Source organism: Dactylosporangium siamense, from assembly GCF_016862795.1.
GTDB lineage: Bacteria > Actinomycetota > Actinomycetes > Mycobacteriales > Micromonosporaceae > Dactylosporangium > Dactylosporangium siamense.
In genome coordinates, this window is the sequence record NZ_BONQ01000155.1 from 95,746 (window position 1) to 120,447 (window position 24,702).

Genomic DNA, 24,702 nt, shown 5'->3' on the forward strand with positions numbered 1-24,702 from the left:
GGGCGGCGACGCCCCCTTTTCTCGTGTGGTGCCCGTGGTTACGCGGCGGCCAGGTCCGGGACCTTGGTGGCCGGGTCGTTGTCGGCGGCGGCGGCGAGGGCCGGCACCAGGATGTCCAGCGCGAAGAGCAGCGCGTTGGGGCCGCTGTAGGACAGCGCACCCGACAGCGGCGTCTCGAACGTGGTGTAGAGGGTGCGGTCGGTGGTGACGACCTTCAGCTTGGCGAAGACCGGCGAGGCGGTCATCGTCGCCTTGGTCGCGCCGTTGACGAAGAGGATGTCCTTGTCGACCAGGTCCAGCCGCTCCTCGCTGATCTCGTCCTTGTCCGTCTGGGCGGCGAAGCCGAGGGCGTCGAACAGCGCGCGGCGCGGGTCCTTGGCGGCGATCAGCCAGTGCGTGCCGTTCTCCGGGCCGAAGTCCTCGACGAGCACCTTGCCGGCGAACTCCGGGTGCGCCTTCTTGATCTCGGCGAGCTTCGCGTTGACCTTGTCGACGAGCGCCTTGGCCTCGGCCGACTTGCCCAGGGCCTTGCCGGTGGTCAGGGTCTGCACGTCCCACGGGGTCTGCTCGTCGGCGTAGTCCTTCGACTGCACGACGGTCGGTGCGATCTGGCTGAGCCGGTCGTACGTCTCCTGGTTGATCGTCTCGTAGATGGCCAGGATCAGGTCCGGCTTCTCCTTGAGGATCGCCTCGAAGTTGATCTCGGCGGAGAACGTCGGCAGGGCCTTGCCACCCAGCGCTGACTTGACCCACGGGTAGTTCGGGTACTCGGTGAACCACTCGCGGGTGCTGACCGGCGTGACGCCGAGGGCGATCGCGAAGTCCTGGTCGTTCCAGCCGACGGTGAGGACGCGCTTCGGCTCGGACTCGATCTTCGTCGATCCGAACTTGTGCTCGATCGTCACGGGGAAGGCGGCGGGTGCGGCGGACGCGCTCGCCGGGGCGGCGGTCTCCTTCTCGTCGCTGCCACAGGCGGCGAGGGAGGCCGCGGCGAGCAGTGCCGTGGCGGCGAGCGCCGTATGGCGCAGCCAGTTCCTGGATCGGGGGGCGCGGATCATCAAGGCTCCTTGGAGGGGTTCGGGTTCGCAGCCGACGCGCCGGAGGGCGGCGCGACGAAGCAGGAATGTAGGTTAGCATTGCCTAACTTCGGTTGGGCTTCTCGTGTCCACCCCTTTGGACTCGTGTCCACCCCTTTGGAGAGGACGACTCAATGCAGCGCACCCTGCTCGGCGGCAAGATCCATCGCGCGACGGTGACCCAGGCGGATCTGCACTACGTCGGATCGATCACCATCGACATCGCGCTGCTGGAGGCGGCCGGCCTGGTCGAGGGGGAACAGGTGCAGGTCGTCGACATCGACACCGGCGCGCGCCTGACCACGTACGTGATCGAGGGCGCCCGCGACAGCGGCGTCATCGGCATCAACGGTGCCGCTGCCCGGCTCGTCTCACCCGGCGACCTCGTGATCATCATGTCGTTCGAGCTCGTCGACGACACCGAGATCGCGCGGCACCGCTCCCGCGTCGTGCACGTCGACAAGGCCAACCGCATCGTCGAGCTCGGCGCCGACCCCGCCGCCCCCGTCCCCGGCGCCCCCGACCAGCGCTCCGGGCGCGACGCGGCCGTCCTGACGCCGAGCCGCTGACCCCATGGCCCCGCCGTCGAGGGACGACATCTGCACGCTCACGGTGTGCCGGGACTGCTGCTGCGGCAGCCTCGACAAGCACCCCGACGTCGATCACGACGGGCACCTCGCCGCGCTGCGGGCCGGTGCCGGCAGGCACCGGGTGCGGGTCAGCGAGTGCCTCTCGGTCTGCGAACGCTCCAACGTCGTGGTGGTGCAGCCGTGCCCGTCCGCCCGCCGCCGCGGGGCCCGACCCGTCTACCTGGGCGACGTCCTCGACGACGACGCGCTGGACGCGGTGACGTCCTGGCTCACCGCGGGCGGGCCCGGCGTCGCGGCGATGCCCGGCCGGCTCGACGGCCACCTGTTCGACCGTTCCGCGGCGTCAGCCGAGGTCGGCTGACGCCGCTGCTCCGGCCGCTCCTTCGGGAGCGGCCGGCTCCGGGCCCTTTCGCCAGATCGCTCTCATGGCGGATGCTGGCCCGATGGTCACCGGACTCGCGCGGCACGACGACGTCACCATCGCCTACGAGCGGCTCGGCCCCGTCGACGGCGAGCCGCTGCTGCTCATCATGGGCCTGGGCATGCAGCTGGTGTCGTGGCCCGACGAGCTCTGCGCGATGCTCGTCGACCGTGGCTTCAGCGTCGTGCGGTTCGACAACCGCGACGCCGGGCAGTCCACCCACTTCTCGCACGCCGGCAACCCCGGCATCCTGCAACTGTTGGCCCGGCCGCGGGCCGTCGCGCCGTACCGCCTCGCCGACATGGCCGGCGACGCCGCCGCGGTTCTCGACGCCGTCGGCTGGCCCTCCGCGCACGTGGTCGGCGCCTCGCTCGGCGGCATGATCGCCCAGGCCCTCGCCATCGGCCACCCCGACCGGGTGCGGACCCTCACCTCGGTCATGTCGACGCCGTCGCCGCGGATCGGCCGGCCCCGCCCGGGCGCCCTCGCCGCCCTCGGTGAACGCCCCGCCACCAACCGGGACGAGGCCGGCGAACGCATGGTCCGGGTGTTCCGGGTGATCGGCTCTCCCGGGTACCCGCACAACGAGGAGTGGCTGCGCGACGTGGGCCGCCGCGCGTACGACCGGGGGCACGACCCCGCCGGCGGCCGCCGCCAGCTCGCCGCGATCCGCGCCTCCGGCGACCGCCGGGCGGCCCTCGCCGGGGTCCGGGTGCCGACTCTGGTCCTGCACGGCGACGCGGACCCCCTCGTCCGCCCGTCCGGCGGCCGGGCCACCGCTGCCGCCGTGCCCGGCGCCCGCCTCGTCGTCTACCCGGGCATGGGCCACGACCTGCCACACCCGCTGTGGTCGGACATGATCGACCAGATCAGCGACCTCGCTGGCGTCGCCCGCCCGGCTGACCGCTGACCGCCTGCCGCAGCTGAGCGGGCCGTCTACCGGCCTGGCCGGGCTGGCCGCCCACCGGCCCGCCCGGCGTCGCCCGCCCGGCCGACCGCTGACCGCCTGCCGCAGCTGACCGGGCCGTCCACCGGCCTGACCGGGTCGGCCGTCCGCCCGGCTGACTGGGTCAGCCGTCCCTCAGGCTGCCCGAATGCGGTTGCGTGCCTAGGATCGGTGGCGTGACCCAGTCGACGGAGCCCGTGACCGCCGCCATCGGGCGGGGGGACGTGGACTGGCTCACCGCCAACATCGACAGCACCGCCTGCCCGCCCGACCTGCTGGCCCGCCTCGCCCGGCACGCCGACCCGCGGCTGCGGCTCCTCGCGGTGCGCTGGCTCGGCGAGCGCCTGGCGGGTGGACCCGACCCCGGCGACGAGGTCATGCGGGTCCTGGCGGAGGAACCAGGCTTGCTCCTTCCGGACGACCCGGGCCGCGTCGACGGGACACCGGAGGTCGCTCTCGCCGCCGCCGAGCTGTTCGAGCGGCACGGCCGGCACCTGCCGGCCGCCGCCTGGCCGCACTGGCGGGCCGCCGCCGTCCCGGCGGTGGTGCGGGTCGCGTGGCTGCGGGCCGAGCTGCTGCACCTGCCCGGCCGGCTCCCGGCCGAGCCACGCGGCGAGGCGCTGTATCAGGCCGTGGCCGGGCTGCGGTGCACCGACGGACCCGACCCGGCCCGGCTCGTCCAGGAACTCGCCGGCCGCGACGACCCCATCCTGCGGGCCGCCGCGCTGCGACTGTGCCGGGAGGCGCTGCACGCCGCAGTCCTCGCCCCGGCGCCCGCCCGCCATCTCCTGGTCCGGCTCCTGGACAGCACCGACCCGGCGGTCCTGGCCGGCGCCCTGACCGAGCTGGCGCAGCCGTGGGCCGCCGTCGACCCGGCCGCCCCGCACCGCCTGCGCGGCCTCCTTGCCGGTGCCGACCGGGGCGCGGCCGTCATCGATGCCGCTGTGGCCGCCGCCGCCCGGCACGGCCTGCGGGACGCGCTGCTCGACACGGCCACCGGCACCGGCCGGCCGCCCCGCGCCCGGCGGCGCGCCCTCGCGGCCCTCGGCGACCTCCTCGACCGCGAGGACATCCCCGCCGTCGTCGAACTCGCCGCCGCCGACCCGCTGCTGCTCGGCCCACCCGCCGTCGTCTGCCTCGCCGCCATGCACCACCGCGGGCTGTTCCCCACCGGCGAGGCGGCCACCGGCATCGTCGGCCTGGCCCTCGCCGACCACACGATCTGCGCCGCGACGGTGGCGATGCTGCTGTACACGGCCCGCCACCCCGTCCAGGCCACCCTGCTGGACGCCTCGCCGGCCGACCCGAGCTGGCCGCGGCGGCTGGCACTGCTGGTGGAGCTCGCCCGCCAGGGCCCACCGGACCTCGACGTCGGCGCGGCCGTCGCGGGCCTGCTGGCGGTCGCCGCCGCGCCGGAGCCGTTCCTCGCCGCGCTCCGGGACCTGCGCCACGCCCCCGCCGAGGACGCCGTCCTCGCGACCCTGCCCAGGGCGCCCGCCGCCGCGTTGCACGCGCTGGAGGCGATCGGCGGCGCCAGGACGGTCGCCGTGCTCGCCGGTGCGCTGGAGGGCGACGGGGTGGCGTACCTGCGACCGTGGCGACACCAGGCACTCGAACTGTGCTGGCGGCTCGCCGTCGACCCTGGCCGCCGGGCCGCGCTGCTGCGCCGGCTCAACCCGGCCACGCTGCCCGCCGCCGTCGCCGCGGACCTCGGGCGGCCCGACGAGCGGGAGCTGGTGGTGCTGCGCGCCCGCGTCGCCGCGGACCGGCCGGTCGACGCCCTCGTCGAGCTGGCCCGCACCGCCGACACCGGCACCGTGCCCGCGCTCACCGAGGTCCTCGGCCGCATCGTCGCCGAGCTCGCCACCGCCTGGGACACCCGCGGTAACCCGCCGGGGCAGCGGCACACGCTCCCCGCCGACCTGGCCGACGCGGTCGCGGACCCGGACCGGCCGGCGGACGCCACCCAACCCATGCCCGTCGTGCCGCAACGGGTCGTCGACGCGATCAGCGCCCTCGGCGGACGCCTGCACCGCCTCGGCCGGATCCGTCCGGTCTGCCTGCTCGACGCCGGGTCCGCGGCGGAGGCCGGCGACGCGCTCGTCGCGAGCTTGGCGCTGGACCTGCTGGACCGGCCGAACACCACCCCGACCGAACTCGCCGTGCTGCTGGAGGTGCTGCGGCGGGCACCCTACGAACCGACCCGCGCCCGCGTCCACCGCCTGCTGCGCCACCGCGACCCGCGCGTGCGCAAGCACACCATCGGGCTGCTCGCCCACGACGGCGGCGGCGCCGAGGCGCTGGCCGCGACCCTGACGGTGCTGACCGCCGCCGCCGACGTGCAGACGGCCCGCCAGGCACTCACCGCGCTCGGCCAGGTCGGCGCCCGGTGGGCCGCCCACGCCGTCGCCGCCTGCCTCGAGCACCCGAACATGAACGTGAAGAAGGCGGCCGCCGAGGCGTTGCGCACCGCCGGCACCCCCACCACCGTCCCGCACCTGCTCGGCTGGCTCGGCCGGCACGACAACCCCGGACTGCGCACCGCGCTGCTGGCCGCGCTGCGGGAGCTGCTCGCCGACGCCACCACCGCGACGGTCCTCGCGGCGGCCGAGCAGGCCGACCCGGGCCGGACCCGCGACCTGCTCCTGGAGGCCCTCGACCGCGCCCTGCCGGCCCGAGCGGTCGCGGCGCTGGCCGATCAGGGCTCACCGGCCGGCCCCGGGTTGCTGCGCCTCGTCGCCGCCGGTCGGGTACGCCTCAGCGCCGGCACCGTGGCCGACCTCGCGACCCGCATGGCGGCCCACGGCGTGACCCCACGGCCCGTCTCCCCGGCCACCGCCCCGCACCCCGACCTCGTCACGCTCACCCGCGACGGCTGGCACGACCGCGTCGCCCGCCGGGTGGCGTCGGGACACGACCCCGCGGACCTGCCCGGGGCGCTGCTGCCCGCACTGCGGCGGCTGCTGCCCGACTGGCTCCGGCTCGCCGCGACCGGCCCGGCGATCCGCCCGCCGGTGCTGCGCCTCGTCCTGCGCTGCTGCCCGGCACCCTGGACCGACTCGGAGCGGGCCGGGTTCACCCGATCGCGTCAGGTCCTCGTCGCCGGCCTCGGCGAGCTGCCGCCCGCCGACCGGGACCGGCTGCTCGCCGTCCTCGAGGACCTGGCCCCGCACCTCACCGCGACGGCCGCCTTCGACGTTGCCACCGGGCTGCGGCGGGCGCCGGCGGCACCGGCCGGGCGCCGCAGCACGCTGCCCCTGCTCCGGCTGTGCGGCGCGGTGCTCACCCGCGCCGACGTCGAGCGGGCCCTCGCCGACGCCGCGCTGGGCGCCGACCCCTGGCTGGGCGAGGTCCGGGTCCTGCGCGAGGCGTTCACCGTGCCCGACCCCTCGGTCCCCGCCGCCACCGGTTCGCGGGCACCAGCGGCGGCGGGTCCGCCGTCGTCGGCTTCGGCCGGTTCGCGGGTGGCTGCTCGAACCGGTTCGCCGTCGTCCGCTTCGGCTGGTTCGCGGGTGGCTGGTCGGGCCGGTTCGCCGTCGTCTGCTTCGGCTGGTGGGCCGCTTGCCGCAGGTGGCTCGCGGGAGCGGCTGGCGGCGCTGGTGGAGGCGTGGCCGGCGACCGATCCCGCTGACCGGCCGCGGCTGCTGGACCGCATGGCCGACCTCCAGCCGATCGACGCCCCACCGTGGACCATCGACGAGGAGGCGCACCGTCCCGTCCCGCCGCCCCGGACGCCGCACGACGGCGACCTCGACCAGCCGCGCTCGGCCAACCATCGCGCCCGGCTCCTCGACCTGCTCGAGCACCCCGCCTCCGGCACGACCCAGCGCCGCCGGGCGGTCGAGGCGCTGCGGTCCTGGCCCGAACCGGACATCCAGCGCCGGTTGCTGATGGCGTACCTGCGCGGCGACGCCGACGTGCCACCCACCGCCGCCCTGGCTCGCACCCTCACCATCGCCGACCTCACCGCCGCCGGCCTTGCCGCCACTGGTGGGGCCGCGGCTGTTCTCGGTGGGAGTGTTGTGCCCGCTGCCGACGTGGCGGGGTTCGATCCGGCCGCCGCTGACCTCGGTGCGGCCGGCCTGCCCGCCGTCGACGGTGCCCGGTCAGGTCCGGCCGGCGTCGATCCCGATGGGGTCGGCACGGGCGAGGCGGTGCTGGTCCGGGCGGTGCGGCTCGCCGCGCACCTCGACCAGGCGGGGCTGGCGCCGCTCATCCCGGCCCTGCAACGGCTCCGGGAGCACGGCACGCCGGACGTCCGGACCGCCGCCGACGCGGTGCTGCGCCAGCTCCCGGGTCGCATCCGCGCGGCCGTGCTCGGCGAGCCGCTCGACCCCCTGCTCGTGCCCGCGCCGGTCGAGCCACGGCTGCCGGCCGCGCTGCTGGAGCACCCGGCGCGACCCGCCGGCGCCGGCCCGCCGACCCGCCAGGACCTGCTCGACCGGGCCCGGGACGGCGACACCGGGCAGATCCGGGTCGCCCTGGCGGCCCTCGCCGAGACCAGCGGCGACGGTGACGCCGACGTCGCCGAGCTGCTCGAACACCTGCTGCGGCACCCCGAGCCGAAGGTCCGCCTGCATGCGCACCGGGTGTCGCGGCAGGTGCTGGACCGCCCGGCGTACCTGCGACACAGCGAGATCCTCCTCGCCGACCCGCAGCCGGACATCGTCCGCGCCGCGATCCGGGCCGTCAGCGGCGCCGCCTGGACCCCGGCGATCGCCGCCGTCGCCGGGCTCCTGCTGCACCCCGACCCGACCGTCCGGCGGACCGCCGAGGCCGGCCTGGCCCGCTTCGGCCAGGCCGCCGTGCCCGCGGTCACGAAGGCCGCCGCCCGCGCCCGCCCGGACCGCCGCGCCGTCTACACCACCGTCCTGGCCGTCCTCGCCGCCACAGCCGACCCGCCATCCTGACCTCACCCTCCCGAAGTGCCCGTCCTGCACAGCCCGCCGGCACGGAACGAAGCACGGCGAGCTGTCAGGCCGGCTGGTGGGGTCTGGTGGCGGCGACCGAGGCCCACAGGGCCGAGAGGATCGGGCGGCGCAGGTCGGTGCGGCGGGCGCAGAGGCCGATGGTGAACGTGCCGATCGGTGGGTCGGTGGGCACGACGGTGAGCCGGTTCTTGACGGCGCTGGTGTCCAGGACCAGGTGGGGGACGACGCCGGCGCCGATGCCCAGCGCGACGAGGGTGAGTAGCGCCTCGTGGCCGTCCACCTCGGCGGCGATCGTCGGGTCGAGCCGCCGGCGGCGGAACCAGCGGCGGGCGGCGTCGCGGGCGAGGCCGCCGCGGGGCAGGACGAAGGGCACCGCGGCCCAGTCGCCGGTGCGGGCGGCGGTCCGCAGCGGGCGGGCGGTGCGGGCCATGACGCACACCAGCGGCGTGTCGGCCACCGGGGCGCTGGCCAGGTGCTCGGGCACGCGGTCCGGCAGTGCGGCGACGGTGACGTCGACCGCGCCCTCGTCGAGGCGGCCGATCGCGCCGGCCGCGTCGCCGGTCTGCAGCTCCAGCCGGACCTGTGGATGGGCCCGGCGGAACGGCGCGAGGAGATCGGGCAGGATCGCCTGCCCCGCCGTCACGGAGGAGAAGATCCGCAAGGTGCCGCTGAGGCCCGCCGCGTCCCGGCCGTGTTCGCGGTAGTCGGTCCACAGGGTGAGGGCCTGCCGGGCGTACTCGGCGAAGCGCCGGCCCTCCTCGGTGAGCGCGACGCCGCGCGGGCCGCGGTCGAGCAGGCGCGCGCCGACCTGGGTCTCCAGCCGTTGGACGGTCCGGGTCAGGGTGGCCGGGCTGAGGTGCCGCTCCACGCTGGTGCGGCCGAAGTTGAGCGTGTCGGCCAGGTGGAGGAACACCCGCAGCGGTTCCAGTGTGTCCATGTTTCAGCTCCTGCAACGTGTCGTTGCGATGATTGCGCTTGCCGCAAGACGATTGTCGCCGATAGAACGGGGTCATGGCCGCTCTCACCTCGCAGTTGTTCCCCGTCCAGACCGTCGACCTGCCCGGTGGCGCCGAGCCGATCGTGCCCGGCGGGCGGCACCTGTTCCCGTTGCTTCCCGCCGCCCTCGACGGGGTGCGGAAGATCGGCGTGCTCGGTTGGGGGCCGCAGGGCCGGGCGCAGGCGCTGAACCTGCGCGATTCGCTGCAGGGCAGCGGCATCCAGGTCGCGGTGGGGCTGCGGGCCGGCTCCGCCTCGGCGGACGCGGCCCGCAGCGAGGGGTTCCGGACCGAGGACGGCACGCTGGGCGACTGGCTGGCCGTGGCGGCCAGCAGCGACCTGGTCATCGCGCTCGTCTCCGACGCGGCGCTCGCCGCCCACCACCAGGAGCTGTTCGCGGCGCTTCGGCCCGGCACGACGCTCGGGCTGTCGCACGGCTTCCTCGTCGGGCACCTGAGCCAGACCGGTGGTGACTTCCCGGCCGGCATCAGCGTCGTCGCGGTCTGCCCGAAGGGGATGGGCGACTCGGTGCGGCGGCTGTACCTGCAGGGCGCGCACATCAACGGCGCCGGCATCAACAGCAGCGTGGCGGTCCACCGCGACCACGACGGGCGGGCCGTCGAGCGCGCCCTGGCCTGGTCGATCGGGCTGGGCTCGCCGTACACGTTCGGCACCACGCTGGACAGCGAGTACCGGTCCGACATCGTCGGCGAGCGGGCCGTCCTCCTCGGCGCCGTGCACGGCCTGGTCGAGAGCCTCTACCAGCGGTTCCGGCTCGCCGGCGACGACCCGCAGACGGCCTACGAGCGGTCCTGCGAGAACGTGACCGGACCCATCGCGCGGACGATCTCGGCCGACGGGCCGGCCGCGGTGCGTGACCGGCTCGACCCGGCGGGGCAGGACGTCTTCGACCGGGCGTACGCGGCCACGTACCAGCCGGCCTTCGACGTGATCGCGGAGATCTACGACGAGGTCGACTCGGGCAACGAGCTGCGCAGCGTGGTGCTGGCCGCCCAGCGGCTGGCCAGCCGGCCGATGGCACCGATCAGCGGGTCGCCGATGTGGGCGGCCGGCCCGGCGGTGCGGGCCCGGCGCGCCGAGCGTGACCTGGCGGTCGAGCCGTTCACCGCGGGCGCCTTCCTCGCCGTCCTGACCGCCCAGGTGGACCTGCTTGCCGAGCGTGGCCACCCGTGGTCGGAGGTCATCAACGAGTCGGTCATCGAGGCGGTGGACTCGCTGTTGCCCTACATGCACGCCCGCGACGTCGCGTACATGGTGGACAACTGCTCGGTCACGGCCCGGCTCGGCGCCCGCAAGTGGGGCCCGCGCTTCCAGGCGGCGTGCGAACAGCTCGCGTTCCCCGCCTTCGACGGCCCCGGTGACCCGGACCACCGTTTGGTGGACGCGTTCCGGAAGAACCCGATGCACGAGGCGCTCGCGACGCTCGCCCCGCTGCGCCCACCGGTCGACATCTCCGTCTGACCCAAAGGACCAGACCCGACCGGGTGATGACCCGTCGATCCCGTGGAACGCCGCCCCGGCCGTCCCTATGGTGGTCCGATGAGCGCAGCCGGTGCGGCCATGTGGGGTCTGTTCGCGGCGCTCGCGCTCGAATGCCTCGACCTGCTCGGTGCGCTGCGCCGGGCAGGTCGACCGCCGTGGCGGGGTGCGGGAGAGCCGGGCGTGGTGCCGTACGCGATCTCCGCCGCCGTCCGTTGCCTCACCGGCGCCGGTCTCGCCGCCGCGGTGGCCGCCGCCGGGCAGGTGACGACGGCGGGCGGGGCGGCCGCCGTCGGGCTCGCGGCGCCGCTGCTCCTGACGCACCTGGTCCGGCTCGCCCGGCCGGTCGTGGGTGCGGGGGTTTCCGCCGGTACCCCGGCCGCGGCGCCCACTGGTAGCCCCGGGTCGACGCTGCTCGCCTCGGCCCGCCCGTCCCGGCTGCGGGTCAAGCTTCCCGCGGCCCGGAAGAAGACCGGCGACGACCACCGTGCGGATTGACCGCCTCGCCGCGCGGGTCCTGGCCGCCCTCGCCCGCGACGACCACGACGGCCGGGCCCGGGATCCGCTGCTTGCCGCGCTGAGCCGGGACACCCCCGCGTTCGGCGGCGCGACCGCCGTGGCCACGCGAGGGACCGGGCCGCGCTGGACGCTCCCGGCCGCCCTGCTGCGCCGCGCCGCCCCGCCGGCCGAGCACCAGCCGGAGCGGCCGCTGGACCGACCCGGCCACACCGACGGCCCACCAAGGCAGGCCACCGGCGCCGAACCCCCGCGCCACGCCAACGACGACGGCGCCCCACGGCACGGCACCAACGACGGCGCCCAACGGCGCGGCACGAACGAAGATGGCCCACGGCACGGCACGAACGACGATGGCCTACGGCACGGCACCAACGACGTCGGCCTACGGCACGGAAGCGGTGACGTCGGCCTACGGCACGGAAGCGGTGACGGCGCCCAACGGCACGGCAACGGCGACCATCGGCACGGCACCGACGGCGTTGCCCAGCGACCGGCCACCGACAGCGGGCCGCCGCGGCAGGCGAGACGGGAGCCCGGGCCGCCGCCGCTGTTCTCGATGCCGGACGGCACCCCGCCGCGCCGCATGCCGTCGACGACGACCCGGCGGTTGTGCGCGGCCGTGCACCTCGACGCCGACCTCGCCCGGCGCGTCGTCGCGGAGCTCACCGACGACCCGCGCCGGGCCGTCCCGCCGTCGGTCGGGTTCGACCTGGAGCCGGTGCTGTGCCACGCGCTGCGGGCCAGGCTCCTGGCCACCGCCCGCGACGGGTTCCTCACCGTGGCCGTGCTCACCGCGCTGGTCCTCGCGCCCCGCACGACCGCCGCGGTGCTGCTCCTCGGCGCCGCCGCCGGGCTGGGCCGGGCCGCCCCGGTGCGGGCGGTGCCGCCGGCCGGCCGGGCCCTGTTCGTCGCCGCGCTCGTCTTCGGTCTCGTGACCGCCGTCGGCGCGGCGCTGACCGTGCTCGGTGCCGCCGCCCCCGCGCCGCCCGGGACCGGTGAGCTCGACCGGCTCGCCGCCGCCGTCGGTGCCGCGCCCGGCCCGCGGGTGTGGGTGGCGGTCGCCGTCCTGCTCGTCGGGGCGGTCGCCGGGCACCTCGCCCACCTGTCGTGGACCGCGGCCACCCTGACCGCCGCCGCGAATCCGGCCCCGCTGCGGGCTGCGACGGCCCGGCGGGTGCGAACCGTTGCCGCCGCCCAGCGGGGCAACGTCGCCTTCAGCCGCGCCGATCCGTTCGTGGGCGCCGGGCCGCGGGTGCGGGGCTGGTCGGTCGCGGTGGCGTTGCGGGCCACCGACTCCGGCGTCTACCGGCCGCGCAGCCCCGCGACCCTCGACCCGGTCCTGCTGCGCCGGCACGTCGGGCAGGCGTTGCAGGGCCTCGGCGACGGCGGCGCCGGTCACGCCGGGGTGCCGGGGCTGGCCGTGACGCCGTACCTCGCCGCCGACGGTGTCCGCTGCGCCGGTGACCAGCTGCTCGACGACGGCACGCCGTTGCCGCTCGCGTCCCGGGAGGTCCTGGACGCCGTGGTCCGTGGGCCGCAGGAGGGGCTGCGCCACTACGACCGGGTGGTGATCGTGCCGCGGGCCCGTGGCGTCACCACGGCGGAGGGCCGGCCCGTCGTGCCGTCCGACGACGGTGACGGGCTCGTGTCGGTGTTCGTGCACACGTCGATCGAGGCGTCCGTGGTGTACGTCGAGCTGTCGGCGCACGTCCTGCCGCCGGTGCAGGCCGCGTACTACGGGTCGCAGGCGCCGGCCGTACACCTGGAAACGCTGACGCGACTGACCGGTGCGCCGTGGCGGCTCGCCCGGACGGCGGCCGGATCGCTGCGGGCGATGACGCGACGCGTGCACCGGGAGGGCTGGCACGACCACAGCGCGCGCCTCGGCGTGCGGGAGATCGCCAACGGCCCCGCCGCCGGATTGGCCGCGCTGGAGGCGACGAAGCACGTGCAGATCGTGGAGCGCGTCGTCGTCGAGGCGGTCGCGGACTTCCTGGAACGCTACGACCTGGACGCCACCACGTTCCGCGCCGAGGTGCCGACCACCCGCTGACGCGGCTGAGGTGCCGACCCGCTGACGCCGCTGAGGTGCCGACCACCCGCTGACGCGGCCGGGGTCAGTCGGCCGAGGCCGGCCGGGCCACCGCGTCGGCGTCGTAGTAGCGCACGCCGGAGTGGGGATGCTGCGTGAGCCACGCGAGTGCCTCGTTGACCTCGTGCGCGTACCACTCCGTGTAGCCGCACGCCGCGCAGATCCAGACCTCGAAGCGCCCCGACTCGACGCGCCTGCCGGACCCCCCGCTGTTCGCCGCGCCGGAGGACGACCGGGTGACTCCGGGCAGCAGCGTGAGGCCGTTGATGGACTCGGTGTCGGGGACCATGACGGGGTCGACGTGCCAAAGCCGAGGGCATTGACACTTCGCACAACGGCGACTCGTACGCATGGGCGCAGCGTAGAAGCTCTCCCGGAGGCCGCACCGGATCCGTTCGCCTTGCCGACAGTCTCCTTGCGGACACGCCCTTTTCACCAGGCGGGGCGCCGTCAGGAATGGGGCAGGACGGCTTGCAGTGCGATGTCGACGGAGGCCTGGAGGTCTTCGCGGCGCGCGCCGGCCGCGGCATGGACGGCGTGTCCCTCGCTGAGCGCCATCACGAACCGTGCCAACGCCCGGGCATCCATGCCGGGCGGCAGGTCTCCCTCGTCCGCCGCGCGGGACAGCCGTGCTTCGAGGACGGACTCGGTGGCAGCCCGGCCGGCGGCCAGGATCTCGGCGATGCCGGCGTTCTCCGGCGAGCAGGCCAGGCCTCCCTGGACGGAGAGGCAGCCCGGGGGGTGATCGCCGGCGGTGAGGCCGTCGGCGCTGGATCGTAGGAACGCTTCTATCGCGGTGTAGGCGGTGGGCTGTTCGAGCGCGGCGCGGGCCCTGGCCACCTGGGTCTCGTGGTAGCGGGCGAAGGCGCGCTGGAACAGCTCCTGCTTGCTGCCGAACGTCGCGTACAGGCTCGGCCGGTTGATGCCCATCGCACCGGTGAGGGCGGTCAGTGACGCACCCTCGTAGCCGTGTCGCCAGAAGACCTCGGCGGCCCGGTCGAGGACGGTCTCCTCGTCGAAGGCCCGTGGTCGTCCGACGGTGGGCGTCTCGGCGCTCATGAGCCCATCGTACCGCTCGGTACAAATCGTGATCCAGACCACCGACCGAACGGTACAAAACTTGCTACGGTGGCCCTGTAACCGATCGGTACAAAAAGAGGGGGCTCCGCATGACCGTCACACTGATCACCGGCGCGAACAAGGGCATCGGTTTCGAGACAGCGAAGCAGCTCACCGACGCGGGCCACACCGTCTATCTCGGCGCCCGCGACGTCGAGCGGGGCAGGAAGGCCGCGGCGGCCCTGGACGTGCGATTCGTGCAGCTCGACGTCACCGACGACGCGTCGGTGCACGACGCGCTGGCAACCGTCGAGGCGGCCGAGGGCAGGCTCGACGTCCTGGTGCACAACGCGGGTATCCTCGCCGACGGCGTCGTCGACGGACCGTCGGCCCTGCGGGCGTTCGACACCAACGCGGTGGGGATCGTCCGGGTCACGGAGGCGGCCCTGCCCCTGCTCCGCAAGTCGTCGAACCCCACGGTGGTCACCGTTTCGAGCAGCATGGGATCGTTCTGGGCGGTGACCAATCCCGAGCGGCCGGAGTCCACCATGCCGCTCGCGCTCTACGCGGCGTCCAAAGCGGCGGCAACCATGCTCACCGTCCAATACGCCAAGTCGCAACCCGGGATCAAGTTCAACGCACTGGAGCCCGGCACCACCGCCACCGACATGACCGCCGCCTTCGGGATCGGCAGATCAGTGGTGGAGAGCGCCAGGAGCGTCGTGCGCCTGGCCACGCTCGGCCCGGACGGCCCGACCGGCACCTTCCAGGACGATCACGGGGAACTGCCCTGGTAGCCGTGTTCAGGGCGGTGCGGAGCCGGGGGTGACCAGGCCGGTCTCGTAGGCCGCGACGATCGCCTGGGCACGGTCGCGCAGCTGCAGCTTCGACAGGATCCGGGCGATGTGGGTCTTCACGGTGGCGTCGCTGAGCTGCAGGCGGGCGGCCAGCTCGGCGTTGCTCAGCCCGCGCGCGAGCAGCCGCAGCACCTCCACCTCGCGGGGGGTCAGCCCGGACAGGTCGCGGTGCAGGGTGGCCGTGCGCCCGTCGCGGGCGGCGTAGCGCTCGATGAGCCGCCGCGTGATCGACGGGGCGAGCAGCGCGTCCCCGGCCCGCACCAGCCGCACCGCGGCGACCAGCTGCTCGGGGCTGACGTCCTTGAGCAGGAAGCCGCTGGCGCCCGCGGACAGGGCCGCGTAGACGTACTGGTCGAGGTCGAACGTGGTGAGGATGATGACCCGCGGCGCGGCGGCGTTGACCGGGCCGCCCAGGATCCGGCGGGTCGCCTCGAGGCCGTCCATCCGGGGCATCCGGACGTCCATCAGCACCACGTCCGGCCGGGTGCGGCGGACCGCGTCGACCGCCTCGGCGCCGTCGGCGGCGTCCGCGACGACCTCGATCCCGCCGGCGGTCAGGATCATCCTGAACCCGGTGCGCACGAGCGCCTGGTCGTCGGCGACGACCACACGAAGAGAGGTCACAGCTCCCCGATCGGTAGGACGGCGCGGACCCGGAACCCGCCGGCTCCGGTCGGGCCGGCGGACAGGCTACCGCCGTGCACGTCGAGGCGGTCGTGCAACCCGGCCAGGCCCCGGCCGCTGCCGGGGTCCGCGGCGAGGTCGGCCGTGCCGCCGGTGTCGGTGACCTCGATGCGCAGCGCGTCCGGAGCGTGCTCGATGGTCACGGTCACCGAGGCGCCCGCGGCGTGCTTGACGGCGTTGGTGAGCGCCTCCTGCACGACGCGGTAGGCGGCCAGCTCGATCCCGGCCGGCAGCGGCACCCGGGTGCCGGTCTGGACCACGTCGACGGGCACACCGGTCCGCCGGACCCCGTCGGCGAGGACGCCGAGCTGGTCGAGGCCCGGGGTCGGGGCGAGGTCGAACCCGTCGCCGTCCATCGTCAGCAGGCCCATGACGTGGCGCAGCTCGACCATCGCGGCCCGGCCGCTGGACTCGACCGCGAGCAGCGCCTCCTTCGCCAGCTGCGGCTCGGTGTCCAGGACCGTGCGGGCGGCGCCGGCCTGCACCACCATCATGCTCACGTTGTGGCTGACGACGTCGTGCAGCTCACCGGCGAGCCGGGCCCGCTCCTGCTGCACGGCGAGGCTGGTCGCCGTGGCCTGCTCGCGTTGCAGGGCGAGGGCCCGCTGCTTCCAGGTGTGGATCGCGTTGGCGGTGAGGCTGACCGCGCACAGCAGCAGAAACGTCGCGTACCCCGGCGCCGGCGCGTTCTCCTGGTCGACGGAGACCAGCGCGGCCGCCGCCACGACGATGCTGCCGATGGCCAGGATCCGGCGGCGGCTGTAGAGGGCGGCGCTGTAGGCGGCGACCCCGAAGCAGACCAGCGTCGGGGTCGGGTCGTACCCGGGCCACGAGGGCAGCGACACGGCGACGAGGACGATGATCCACAGCGATGCGAGCGGGTACCTGCGGCGGGTCAGCAGCGGCAGCGCGGTGAACGCCACCAGCACCAGCTGCCAGCCGGTGGCGCCGGCGGGAAGGTTGTCCGGACCGAACGGCACCTGATGCCGGAATTCGGGCGGCTGCGGCACCTCCGGCCCCACCGGGAAGCGCTCGGGCGGGATGTAGATCGGTGCGTGCTCGTCGCCGCGGTTCCTGGCCGAGTCGACGGTGGCGATGGTGAGCACGAGCGCCAGCACCGCGTCGGCGGCCCACGCCCACCGGCTCAGCTTCGGCGGAGGGCCGACCACGCGCCACAGCTCGGCGCCGAAGGCGCGCAGTCGCCGCTTGACGAGCCCGGTGTCCATGTGGACCAGTCTGCCAAGGACCCCAGTCCGGCGGCATCGGCTTCGGTGACCACGCGGTGCCACGCGGCGTAGTCCAAAGTGATGACCCGGTGCCCGGATTGCGTCACCACGGGCGACGTGCCGGTGCACGCCCGGTTCATACGGTCGGAGCGTCGAATTCGTTTCCGCTGCCGTGGAGGTACCCGATGACCGCGCCACTCATCCAGATCAGCGACGTGAGCAAACGCTACGACGACGGGCCCCCGGCGCTCGACAGCCTGACGCTGCGCATCGACACCGGTGAGGCCGTCGCCGTGCTCGGCGCCTCCGGCAGCGGCAAGTCGACGCTGCTCAACCTGATCGCCGGGCTGGACCGGCCGACCGCCGGCAGCGTCACTGTCGACGGGGTCCGGGTCGACGGGCTGGGCGAGGCCGCGTCGGCGAAGTACCGCCGCGCCCGCATCGGCATGGTCTTCCAGTTCTTCAACCTCGTCGACGACCTGACCGTCCACGACAACGTGCTGCTGCCCGCCCAGCTCGCCGGGGTACCCCGCAGCGAGGCCACCGCGCGGGCGGATGAGCTACTGGAGCGGCTCGGTGTGCGGCGGCACGCCAAGGCGTTCCCGGGGCGGCTGTCCGGCGGGGAGCGGCAGCGGGTCGCGGTGGCGCGGGCGCTGATGAACCGGCCGTCGCTGTTGCTGGCCGACGAACCGACCGGCGCCCTGGACACCGCCTCCGGCCGGGAGGTCCGCGACCTGCTGACCGCCCTGCACCGCGAGGGGCAGACGCTGGTCCTGGTCACCCACGACGTCACCCTGGCGCAGGAGTGTGCCACGCGGACCCTCGAACTGGTCGACGGCCGGCTGAGCCGGGACGTCCGGCACGGACTTGCTGAAAAGGCGAGCACGGTCGGCGGTGCCCGGTGAGCGGCGTCGGCCGGATCGTGCGGGCCGGCGGCCGGCGCCGGGTCCAGTCGGTGGTGATGGCGCTGACGACGTGCCTCGCGGTCTCCGCGTCGGTGCTCGCGGCCGGGCTGCTGGTCGCGTCGCAGGCGCCGTTCGACAAGGGGTTCGCCAAGCAGCAGGGCGCGCACCTGGCCGCCGCGTTCGACGCCGGCCTGACGACGTCGTACGCCGTGGCCGCCACCGCCGGCGCGGCCGGGGCGACCGCCAGCGCCGGGCCGTTCCGGGCCGTGTCGCTGCGCCCGACGACCGCCGAGGGCGCGAACACCGGCGGCGGCAACCGCCCCCCGGCCGGCATCACGCTGCCACCCGCGGCGCTCGTCGGCCGGGCCGACGCCGGCGGTTCCGTCGACCGGCTCGACCTGACCGACGGCCGCTGGGTCGCCGCCACCGGGGAGATCGTGTGGGCGGCGGGCAAGGGGCCGTTCGAGGTCGGCGACAGGCTCACGTTCAAGGACGCGCCCGGCAGCCCGACGCTGACCGTCGTGGGGCTGGCCCGGTCGGTGAGCGGCACCGCCGAGGCGTGGACCACGCCGGAGCAGCTGGCCGCGCTGGCCGGCCAGGCCGGCGGCTACCAGATGCTGTACCGCTTCGCCGACGTCAGCACCGAAGCGCAGCTGACCGCGCACCGCACCGCGGTCGCCGGTGCCGTGCCGGCCGACGCGATGACCGGCGCCATCTCGTACCTCACCGTGAAGCACACGGCGGAGCGCACGGCGGCGACGTTCGTGCCGTTCGTGGTGGCGTTCGGGGTGCTGGGCCTGTGCATGTCGGTGCTCATCATCGGCGTCGTGGTCAGCGGGTCGGTCGGCGCCGCGACCCGGCGCATCGGCATCCTGAAGGCGGTCGGCTTCACCCCGGCCCAGGTCACCCGGGCCTACGTCGGGCAGGCGCTGATCCCGGCCGTCGTCGGCACCGTCCTCGGGGTGGTGCTGGGCAACGTGGCCGCGGTGCCGGTCCTGCAGGACGAGAGCGAGGCCTTCGACACGGCCCGGATGACGATCGCACCGTGGGTGAGCGTGGTCGTGCCGATCGTCGCGCTCGTCGCGGTCGCCGTCACCGCGTTCTTCCCGGCGCTGCGGGCCGGCCGGCTGCGGACCGTGGCCGCCCTGGCCGTCGGCCGGACCCCGGTCGCCGGGCGCGGGCGGACCGCCCGGCGGGTCCTCGGCCGGCTGCCGCTGCCCCGCCCGGTGAGCCTCGGGCTGGCCAACCCGTTCACCAGCCCGTCCCGGTCGGCGACGATCGTCGCCGCGGTCGCCCTCGGCGCGCTCGGGGTCACGTTCGGCGTCGGCCTGGCCACGTCGCTCGCCAACATCCAGGAGGGCCTGAACCGGCGCAGCGCGGGCGACGTCGTGGCGCACACGCGCATGGGACCGCCGCCCGGGCAGCAGCCGCCGTCGGCGCCGCCCGACCCGGCCGCGGCCCTCGCGAAGCTGACCGCGGCGGTCCAGGCGCAGCCGGGGACCAAGCGCAGCTTCACCACCAGCGAGGTCGAGCTCAGCGTGTCCGGCCTGGCCGGCGCCGCGAGCGTCATGACGTTCGACGGCGACGCGTCCTGGGGCAGCTACGAGATCATCTCCGGGAAGTGGTTCGACGCGCCCGACCAGATCGTCGTGCCGACCGCGTTCCTGCGCTCGACCGGCCTGCACGTCGGCGACACCGCGACGCTCTCGGACGGTGGGCACTCCGTCAAGGTCCGCATCGTGGGGGAGTCGCTCGACCTCAGCGAGGACGGCCGGGTCGTCGTCACCGACAAGGCGACCCTCGCCGCCTTCGGCCCGGGCCTCCAACTCGAGGGCGCCGAGGTCCACATCGAGCTCAACGACGGCGTGTCCGCGAAGTCCTATGTGGACGAGCTGAACAAGGTGCTGGAGCCGCTCGGTGGGGGCGCGGACGTCAACGTCGGGGAGATCAGCAGCACCGTGGTCGCGATGGACACCCTCGCCGCGACGCTGACCGTCATGCTCGTCGTCGTCGCCGGGATGGGGGTGCTCAACACGCTCGTGCTCGACACCCGCGAGCGCGTCCACGACCTCGGTGTGTTCAAGGCGCTCGGCATGTCGCCGCGGCAGACGGTCGCGATGGTCCTCACCTCCGTCGCCGGCACCGGCCTGCTCGCCGGCGCGATCGGGGTGCCGGTCGGCATCCTGCTGCACCACGCGGTGCTGCCGGCGATGGGCCGGGCCGCCGGCACCGGGATCCCGCCCGGCTACATCGAGGTCTACGGCCCGCTGATGGTGGTGCCGCTGGTCCTCGGCGGGCTCGCCATCGCCGGTGTGGGTGCGCTGCTGCCGGCCGGCTGGGCCGCCCGCATCCGCACCGCGACCGCGCTGCGGACGGAGTAGGTCCGTGGAGGGGCCGGGCGGCCGGCCCCTCCATAGCACGTCAGCGCTCGTGCGGCACCAGCCACCGCGGCGGCGCGCCGGCGGTCAGCGAAGCCGGTGCGCTCTGCGTGCACGAGGCGCCCTCGGCGGGCAGGGCGGCGGTGTCGAGGTAGGTGAGCATCGCCGCGCCGATGCACGGGTTGAAGTCGGTCGCGGCGACGTGCCCGTCGGCCCGGTAGGTGAGCAGCCGCGCGTTGCCGAGCTGCTCGACCATCCGCCGCCCCCACTCGTACGGGGTGGCCGGGTCGTGCGTGCCGGCGATGACCAGGACGGGCGCCGCGCCGGCCGGGTTGCGGAACGGACCGCGGAACACGTCCTTCTGCGGCTGGTCGTAGACGGCGTAGACCAGGTCCTGGCCGAACGCGTACATCCACTGGTGCGGGAACATCGCGTAGCTGTGCCGCGCGTCGCCGACGTAGTCCTGCACGTCGCGGGGCAGCCGGTGGTCCTGCGCGGTGACCGCGTAGTACGAGGCGGTCGCCTGGTAGGTGCCGTCGGGCGCCCGGCCCGTGTAGTAGTCGAGCAGGTCCCGCATGAAGCTGGCGTCACCGGCCGCGGCCTCCCGCAACGCCCTGGACAGCAGCGTCCAGTCGTACCTGGCGTACATCGCGTGCGTGGCCACCCGCAGGACGTCGTCGCCGCGCACGGAGTCCGGGTGCTGGGCGTTCGGCGCGGGCAGCGGGGCCCGGTTCATCGCCGCGACCAGGTCGTCGAAGCCGTCCTCGGTGAACCCGCCGGAGGCGAAGAACCGGTCCAGGGAGTTCTCGAACGACGCGTTCTGCTCCCGCCGCATCTCGAACGGCCGGTTCGCCCACACGTCCGGGTCGACCGGCGAGTCCAGCAGCAGCGCCCGGGCCCGGCCCGGGAACAGGCTCGTGTACGTGGCGCCGATGTGGGCGCCGTAGGACATGCCGAGGTAGGTCAGCTTCTCGTCACCGACCGCCCGCCGCAGCAGGTCGAGGTCCCGGGCCGAGTTCGCGGTCCCGAGGTACGGCAGGATCCCCGGGTTGCGCTCGGCGCACGTGCGGACCGAGTCGCGGGCGCCGCGGACCGCCGCCTTCAGGTCGAGCTCGAACAGCGGCGTGAACGTGGTGCTCGGCGACGCGTTGTCCTCCTCCGGCGTGCTGCAGTCCACGGCCGGGACGCTGCCGGCGATCCCGCGCGGGTCCCAGCTGACCACGTCGAAGCGGGCGAACGTGTCGAGGGCCCCGGGCGGCGCGCCGCGCAGGAACCCGACCCCCGACCCGCCCGGGCCGCCGGGGTTGACGAACATGGACCCGATCCGGCGCGACTGGTCCTTCGCCGGCCACTTGATGACAGGCAGCCGGAACGTCGGTCCCCGCCGGTCCCCGTAGTCGCGGGGCACGGTCGCGGTCGCGCACTGGAACCCACCGCCGCAGTCCGCCCAATCGAGTTTTGGCGTCGGTACGGCGGCAGCGAGGTCGGACGGGTCGGCGGCGGCCCGTCCGGCGACCCCGGCGAGCAGCCCCGCGCCGACGGCGAGTGCCGCCGCGGCCCGGAGCCAGGAATTGGTCGAACGCCCTGTTGGACGCATGGTGGCGCTCCTTGAGAGAGGTTTGGGTTGCCTCATGTCACCGCCTGGCGCCGCGCGGCAACGTGTACAAGGACGCACAACCCGTGTCGTCACGCCGACGTATCAGCCGCGCGTCCCGATCGCTCCGGGCCACTATGCTGTGTGGTGATGAAACAAGCCCGTGAAACAGAGCAGCGCAGCGCGGCACAGCAGCGCGTCACGATCCGCGACGTCGCGCAGCAGACCGGCCTGTCGATCGCGACGGTGTCCCGGGTGCTCAACGGGCGCTCCAACGTCGCCCCGGACACCCGCGACCGGGTCCTCGAGGCGATGGGCGGCCTCGGCCGGCAGGCACCGCGCCGGCGGGGCCTGAGCGCCGGCGACGGCAAGGCCGACCGGGGCGTCTACGTGCGCTGCCCGTATGTGCTCACCGACTACTTCGGGCTCATCGTGTCCGCGATCGCGGAGTCCCTGCACGTGCACGGCATGCACGCGATCGTGGACGCCGGCGAGTCGTCGTGGAAGCGCACCGAGGTGCTCAAGACGCTGACCGGCTGGCCGCAGGTGGTGGGCGCGCTGCTCATCCTGCCGTCGGAGCCCGAGGGGGATCTGGAGCGGCTGCGCGACCAGGGCTTCCCGTTCGTCGTGGTCGACCCGCGCACGTCGCCGCCGCGCGACATCGCGGCCGTGTCCGCGGCCAACTTCGCCGGCGCCCGGCGCCTGGTCACGCACCTGACCGAGCTCGGCCACCGGCGCATCGGCGTGCTCGGCGGCCCGCCGGAGTGGATGGCGAGCACCGACCGGCTGGCCGGCTACCTCGCGCCGCTCGTCGGCGTCGGGGTGCTGCCCACGCCCGACCTGGTGCGGTCCGTGACCGACCCGACCGTCGAGGAGGGCTACCGGGTCGCCGCCGAGCTGCTGGACCGGCGGGACCGGCCGACGGCCCTGGTGGCGTTCAACGACAAGATGGCCGTCGGGGCGCTGCACGCCGCCGCGGACCGCGGCCTGCGGGTGCCGCACGACCTGTCGGTGGCCGGCTTCGACGACATCGACGTGGCCCGGGCCGCCCACCCGGCGCTCACCACGGTCCGCCAGCCCCTCGGCGAGATGGGCCGGATGGCGGTCAGCCTCCTCGGCCGGATGCTGGCCGGGCACGAGCTGGACGCGCTGCACGTGGAACTGGCGACCGACCTGGTGGTTCGGGGTTCGACCGGACCCGTTTGACGCGTGTTTCATCGCGACTTCCATCGCGACCTGAAAAAAGTTGCCGCGTTCTGTTGACACGTCGCCGCATTGACGTGTTTCCTTCCTGTTACAGACGCCGATGGATCCCGGCGTGGCTCAACCGGCACCGCACCCCTCACCCGGCGACCCGCCAGTCGACATCGGGTCCGACGGTCATGCGTCCTCACTCCGTTCCGGGCGCCTGACCCAATGCTGAACCCCTGATGACCGGCCCGAGACGCTTCGCTGGCCGGCCATGCCCCCGCCCAGAACAGGACCCCCATGCTCCCTTCGCAACCTCGTAGGTGGCTGTTGGCGATCGGCGTCACCGCCGCCGTCGTCGGCACGATCGGCGTCGTCGCCATGACCACCGCGTCCGCAGCCAGCAGCGGCCGGGTCACCAGCGCCGCCAACGGCAAGTGCCTCGACGTGACCAACGGCTCCACCGCGGACGGCAACCAGCCGCAGATGTGGACCTGCTACACCGGCAGCGCGAACCAGAACTGGACCTTCGCCGACAACGGCTCCGTGCAGGGCCTCGGCAAGTGCCTCGACGTCGCCAACGGCTCGACCGCCGACGGTGCCGTGGTGCACCTGTGGACCTGCTACGACACCGTCGCCAGCCAGAAGTGGCAGCTGACCGCGGCCGGTGACCTGGTCAACACCAACGCCGGCAAGTGCCTGGACATCAAGGACAACAACCTCGCCGACGGCGCCAAGCTGCAGCTATGGTCGTGCGCCGGCACCGCCAACCAGAAGTGGACGTTCAGCGGCGGCAGCACCAACCCGACGCCCACCACCGTCCCGCCCAACGGCGGCAACCCTGATCTGGGTCCGAACGTGTCGGTCTTCGACCCGTCGATGTCGCAGGCCACGATCCAGAGCCGGCTCAACACCGTGTTCAACCAGCAGGTGAGCAACCAGTTCGGCAACGCCCGGTTCGCGTTGTTGTTCAAGCCGGGCACGTACAACGTCAACGCCAACGTCGGCTTCTTCACCCAGGTCGCGGGTCTCGGGCTGAGCCCGGACTCGGTGGTCATCAACGGTGCCGTGCACGCCGAGGCGGACTGGTGGCCGGACGGCTCGCAGAACGCGACGCAGAACTTCTGGCGGTCCGCGGAGAACCTGTCCGTGACCCCGACGGGTGGCCTGGACCGGTGGGCGGTGTCGCAGGCGGCGCCGTACCGGCGGATGCACGTCCGCGGCAACCTCGCCCTGTCCGACGGCGGCTGGTCGAGTGGCGGCTGGATCTCCGACAGCAAGATCGACGGGCAGATCCAGTCCGGCACGCAGCAGCAGTGGATCACCCGCAACTCACAGATCGGCAGCTGGACCGGGCAGAACTGGAACCAGGTGTTCGTCGGCGTGCAAGGCGCGCCCGGCACCAGTTTCCCGAACCCGCCCTACACCAACGTCGGCAACACGCCCGTCGTCCGTGAGAAGCCGTTCCTGTACGTCGACAACGCGGGCGCCTACCAGGTGTTCGTCCCGTCGCTGCGCAGCAACACGTCGGGCACCAGCTGGTCCTCCGGCACCACGGCCGGCTCGTCGCTGCCGATCAGCCAGTTTTACATCGTCAAGAGCGGTGCCACCGCGGCGAGCATCAACGCCGCACTGGCCGCCGGGCAGAACCTGCTCTTCACGCCCGGTGTCTACAACGTCAGCGACACCATCCGGATCACCCGGCCCGACACCGTCGTCCTGGGCCTCGGCCTGGCCACG

Annotated in this window: 19 protein-coding genes; 12 read left to right on the plus strand and 7 right to left on the minus strand. The window is 74.5% G+C overall.

What is annotated here, in order from left to right:
* Positions 1 to 38 precede the first annotated feature (38 nt).
* Positions 39 to 1,058, minus strand: coding sequence for an ABC transporter substrate-binding protein (locus tag Dsi01nite_RS47570; RefSeq protein ID WP_203853091.1), 1,020 nt, complete (start codon positions 1,056 to 1,058; stop codon positions 39 to 41).
* Positions 1,059 to 1,210: 152 nt separating this feature from the next.
* Here Dsi01nite_RS47570 and panD point away from each other — a divergent pair, with 152 nt between their 5' ends.
* The 4 genes from panD to Dsi01nite_RS47590 all read left to right on the plus strand — a co-directional run bounded on the left by panD (position 1,211) and on the right by Dsi01nite_RS47590 (position 7,943).
* Positions 1,211 to 1,645 (plus strand): aspartate 1-decarboxylase, encoded by a 435-nt coding sequence (gene panD / locus Dsi01nite_RS47575; protein WP_203853092.1) that lies wholly within the window; start codon positions 1,211 to 1,213, stop codon positions 1,643 to 1,645.
* Positions 1,646 to 1,649: 4 nt separating this feature from the next.
* Positions 1,650 to 2,027: a hypothetical protein gene (locus tag Dsi01nite_RS47580; RefSeq protein ID WP_203853093.1), complete on the plus strand. Its 378-nt coding sequence runs from the start codon at positions 1,650 to 1,652 to the stop codon at positions 2,025 to 2,027.
* 82 nt (positions 2,028 to 2,109) lie between these two features.
* Positions 2,110 to 2,997, plus strand: a complete 888-nt coding sequence (locus Dsi01nite_RS47585; RefSeq protein ID WP_239136820.1) for an alpha/beta fold hydrolase — start codon at positions 2,110 to 2,112, stop codon at positions 2,995 to 2,997.
* Between the two features lie 212 nt (positions 2,998 to 3,209).
* Complete coding sequence (locus Dsi01nite_RS47590) at positions 3,210 to 7,943, plus strand: HEAT repeat domain-containing protein (RefSeq protein ID WP_203853094.1); 4,734 nt, start codon at positions 3,210 to 3,212, stop codon at positions 7,941 to 7,943.
* A 64-nt stretch (positions 7,944 to 8,007) separates the two neighbouring features.
* Here Dsi01nite_RS47590 and ilvY read toward each other — a convergent pair whose 3' ends face one another.
* On the minus strand, positions 8,008 to 8,901 hold the full coding sequence (gene ilvY / locus Dsi01nite_RS47595) for an HTH-type transcriptional activator IlvY (protein ID WP_203853095.1): 894 nt from the start codon (positions 8,899 to 8,901) through the stop codon (positions 8,008 to 8,010).
* Positions 8,902 to 8,975: 74 nt separating this feature from the next.
* Here ilvY and Dsi01nite_RS47600 point away from each other — a divergent pair, with 74 nt between their 5' ends.
* From Dsi01nite_RS47600 to Dsi01nite_RS47610, 3 genes are all read left to right on the plus strand, one after another.
* Positions 8,976 to 10,442, plus strand: a complete 1,467-nt coding sequence (locus Dsi01nite_RS47600) for a ketol-acid reductoisomerase (RefSeq protein WP_203853096.1) — start codon at positions 8,976 to 8,978, stop codon at positions 10,440 to 10,442.
* Positions 10,443 to 10,520: 78 nt separating this feature from the next.
* Complete coding sequence (locus Dsi01nite_RS47605) at positions 10,521 to 10,958, plus strand: hypothetical protein (RefSeq protein WP_203853097.1); 438 nt, start codon at positions 10,521 to 10,523, stop codon at positions 10,956 to 10,958.
* Complete coding sequence (locus Dsi01nite_RS47610; protein ID WP_203853098.1) at positions 10,948 to 13,032, plus strand: AbeC-like domain-containing protein; 2,085 nt, start codon at positions 10,948 to 10,950, stop codon at positions 13,030 to 13,032. Before Dsi01nite_RS47605 ends, Dsi01nite_RS47610 begins: the two co-directional genes overlap by 11 nt.
* A gap of 64 nt (positions 13,033 to 13,096) precedes the next feature.
* Here Dsi01nite_RS47610 and Dsi01nite_RS47615 read toward each other — a convergent pair whose 3' ends face one another.
* Positions 13,097 to 13,360 carry a hypothetical protein gene (locus Dsi01nite_RS47615; RefSeq protein WP_203853099.1) on the minus strand — a complete coding sequence of 88 codons (264 nt, stop codon included), beginning with the start codon at positions 13,358 to 13,360 and terminating at the stop codon, positions 13,097 to 13,099.
* Between the two features lie 161 nt (positions 13,361 to 13,521).
* Positions 13,522 to 14,130, minus strand: coding sequence for a TetR/AcrR family transcriptional regulator (locus Dsi01nite_RS47620; protein ID WP_203853100.1), 609 nt, complete (start codon positions 14,128 to 14,130; stop codon positions 13,522 to 13,524).
* Between the two features lie 110 nt (positions 14,131 to 14,240).
* On the opposite strand from Dsi01nite_RS47620, the gene Dsi01nite_RS47625 reads away from it, so the two are divergent.
* A complete protein-coding gene (locus Dsi01nite_RS47625) occupies positions 14,241 to 14,927 on the plus strand; it encodes an SDR family NAD(P)-dependent oxidoreductase (RefSeq protein WP_203853101.1) in 687 nt (228 codons plus the stop codon).
* 6 nt (positions 14,928 to 14,933) lie between these two features.
* On the opposite strand, the gene Dsi01nite_RS47630 is transcribed toward Dsi01nite_RS47625, so the two are convergent.
* Together Dsi01nite_RS47630 and Dsi01nite_RS47635 are read right to left on the minus strand one after the other, a co-directional pair.
* On the minus strand, positions 14,934 to 15,611 hold the full coding sequence (locus Dsi01nite_RS47630) for a response regulator (protein ID WP_203853102.1): 678 nt from the start codon (positions 15,609 to 15,611) through the stop codon (positions 14,934 to 14,936).
* The gene (locus tag Dsi01nite_RS47635) at positions 15,608 to 16,897 is read right to left on the minus strand and encodes a sensor histidine kinase (RefSeq protein ID WP_203853103.1); all 1,290 of its coding nucleotides are present in this window, start codon (positions 16,895 to 16,897) and stop codon (positions 15,608 to 15,610) included. The genes Dsi01nite_RS47630 and Dsi01nite_RS47635 overlap by 4 nt, the downstream gene beginning before the upstream one ends.
* 185 nt (positions 16,898 to 17,082) lie before the next feature.
* Between Dsi01nite_RS47635 and Dsi01nite_RS47640 the strand changes: the two genes are divergently transcribed.
* Positions 17,083 to 17,802: an ABC transporter ATP-binding protein gene (locus Dsi01nite_RS47640; protein WP_203853104.1), complete on the plus strand. Its 720-nt coding sequence runs from the start codon at positions 17,083 to 17,085 to the stop codon at positions 17,800 to 17,802.
* A complete protein-coding gene (locus Dsi01nite_RS47645; protein WP_239136822.1) occupies positions 17,799 to 20,183 on the plus strand; it encodes an ABC transporter permease in 2,385 nt (794 codons plus the stop codon). Before Dsi01nite_RS47640 ends, Dsi01nite_RS47645 begins: the two co-directional genes overlap by 4 nt.
* 40 nt (positions 20,184 to 20,223) lie before the next feature.
* Here the strand turns inward: Dsi01nite_RS47645 and Dsi01nite_RS47650 are convergent, their stop codons facing one another.
* Positions 20,224 to 21,777, minus strand: a complete 1,554-nt coding sequence (locus Dsi01nite_RS47650) for an alpha/beta hydrolase (protein ID WP_203853105.1) — start codon at positions 21,775 to 21,777, stop codon at positions 20,224 to 20,226.
* Positions 21,778 to 21,924: 147 nt separating this feature from the next.
* Between Dsi01nite_RS47650 and Dsi01nite_RS47655 the strand changes: the two genes are divergently transcribed.
* Both Dsi01nite_RS47655 and Dsi01nite_RS47660 read left to right on the plus strand, forming a co-directional pair.
* Complete coding sequence (locus Dsi01nite_RS47655) at positions 21,925 to 22,980, plus strand: LacI family DNA-binding transcriptional regulator (protein WP_203853106.1); 1,056 nt, start codon at positions 21,925 to 21,927, stop codon at positions 22,978 to 22,980.
* A 312-nt stretch (positions 22,981 to 23,292) separates the two neighbouring features.
* Positions 23,293 to 24,702 (plus strand): ricin-type beta-trefoil lectin domain protein (locus Dsi01nite_RS47660; protein ID WP_239136824.1); only part of this gene is annotated, 1,410 nt, incomplete at its 3' end.

Bases quoted from the DNA above. Each gene is read 5' to 3' on its own strand.
- Dsi01nite_RS47625 (WP_203853101.1), top strand. From the start codon at position 14,241: ATGACCGTCACACTGATCACCGGCGCGAACAAGGGCATCGGTTTCGAG.
- Dsi01nite_RS47635 (WP_203853103.1), bottom strand. From the start codon at position 16,897: ATGGACACCGGGCTCGTCAAGCGGCGACTGCGCGCCTTCGGCGCCGAG.
- Dsi01nite_RS47620 (WP_203853100.1), bottom strand. From the start codon at position 14,130: ATGAGCGCCGAGACGCCCACCGTCGGACGACCACGGGCCTTCGACGAG.
- Dsi01nite_RS47615 (WP_203853099.1), bottom strand. From the start codon at position 13,360: ATGGTCCCCGACACCGAGTCCATCAACGGCCTCACGCTGCTGCCCGGA.
- Dsi01nite_RS47640 (WP_203853104.1), top strand. From the start codon at position 17,083: ATGACCGCGCCACTCATCCAGATCAGCGACGTGAGCAAACGCTACGAC.
- Dsi01nite_RS47600 (WP_203853096.1), top strand. From the start codon at position 8,976: ATGGCCGCTCTCACCTCGCAGTTGTTCCCCGTCCAGACCGTCGACCTG.
- Dsi01nite_RS47650 (WP_203853105.1), bottom strand. From the start codon at position 21,777: ATGCGTCCAACAGGGCGTTCGACCAATTCCTGGCTCCGGGCCGCGGCG.
- Dsi01nite_RS47605 (WP_203853097.1), top strand. From the start codon at position 10,521: ATGAGCGCAGCCGGTGCGGCCATGTGGGGTCTGTTCGCGGCGCTCGCG.
- Dsi01nite_RS47570 (WP_203853091.1), bottom strand. From the start codon at position 1,058: ATGATCCGCGCCCCCCGATCCAGGAACTGGCTGCGCCATACGGCGCTC.
- ilvY (WP_203853095.1), bottom strand. From the start codon at position 8,901: ATGGACACACTGGAACCGCTGCGGGTGTTCCTCCACCTGGCCGACACG.
- panD (WP_203853092.1), top strand. From the start codon at position 1,211: ATGCAGCGCACCCTGCTCGGCGGCAAGATCCATCGCGCGACGGTGACC.
- Dsi01nite_RS47585 (WP_239136820.1), top strand. From the start codon at position 2,110: ATGGTCACCGGACTCGCGCGGCACGACGACGTCACCATCGCCTACGAG.
- Dsi01nite_RS47655 (WP_203853106.1), top strand. From the start codon at position 21,925: ATGAAACAAGCCCGTGAAACAGAGCAGCGCAGCGCGGCACAGCAGCGC.
- Dsi01nite_RS47580 (WP_203853093.1), top strand. From the start codon at position 1,650: ATGGCCCCGCCGTCGAGGGACGACATCTGCACGCTCACGGTGTGCCGG.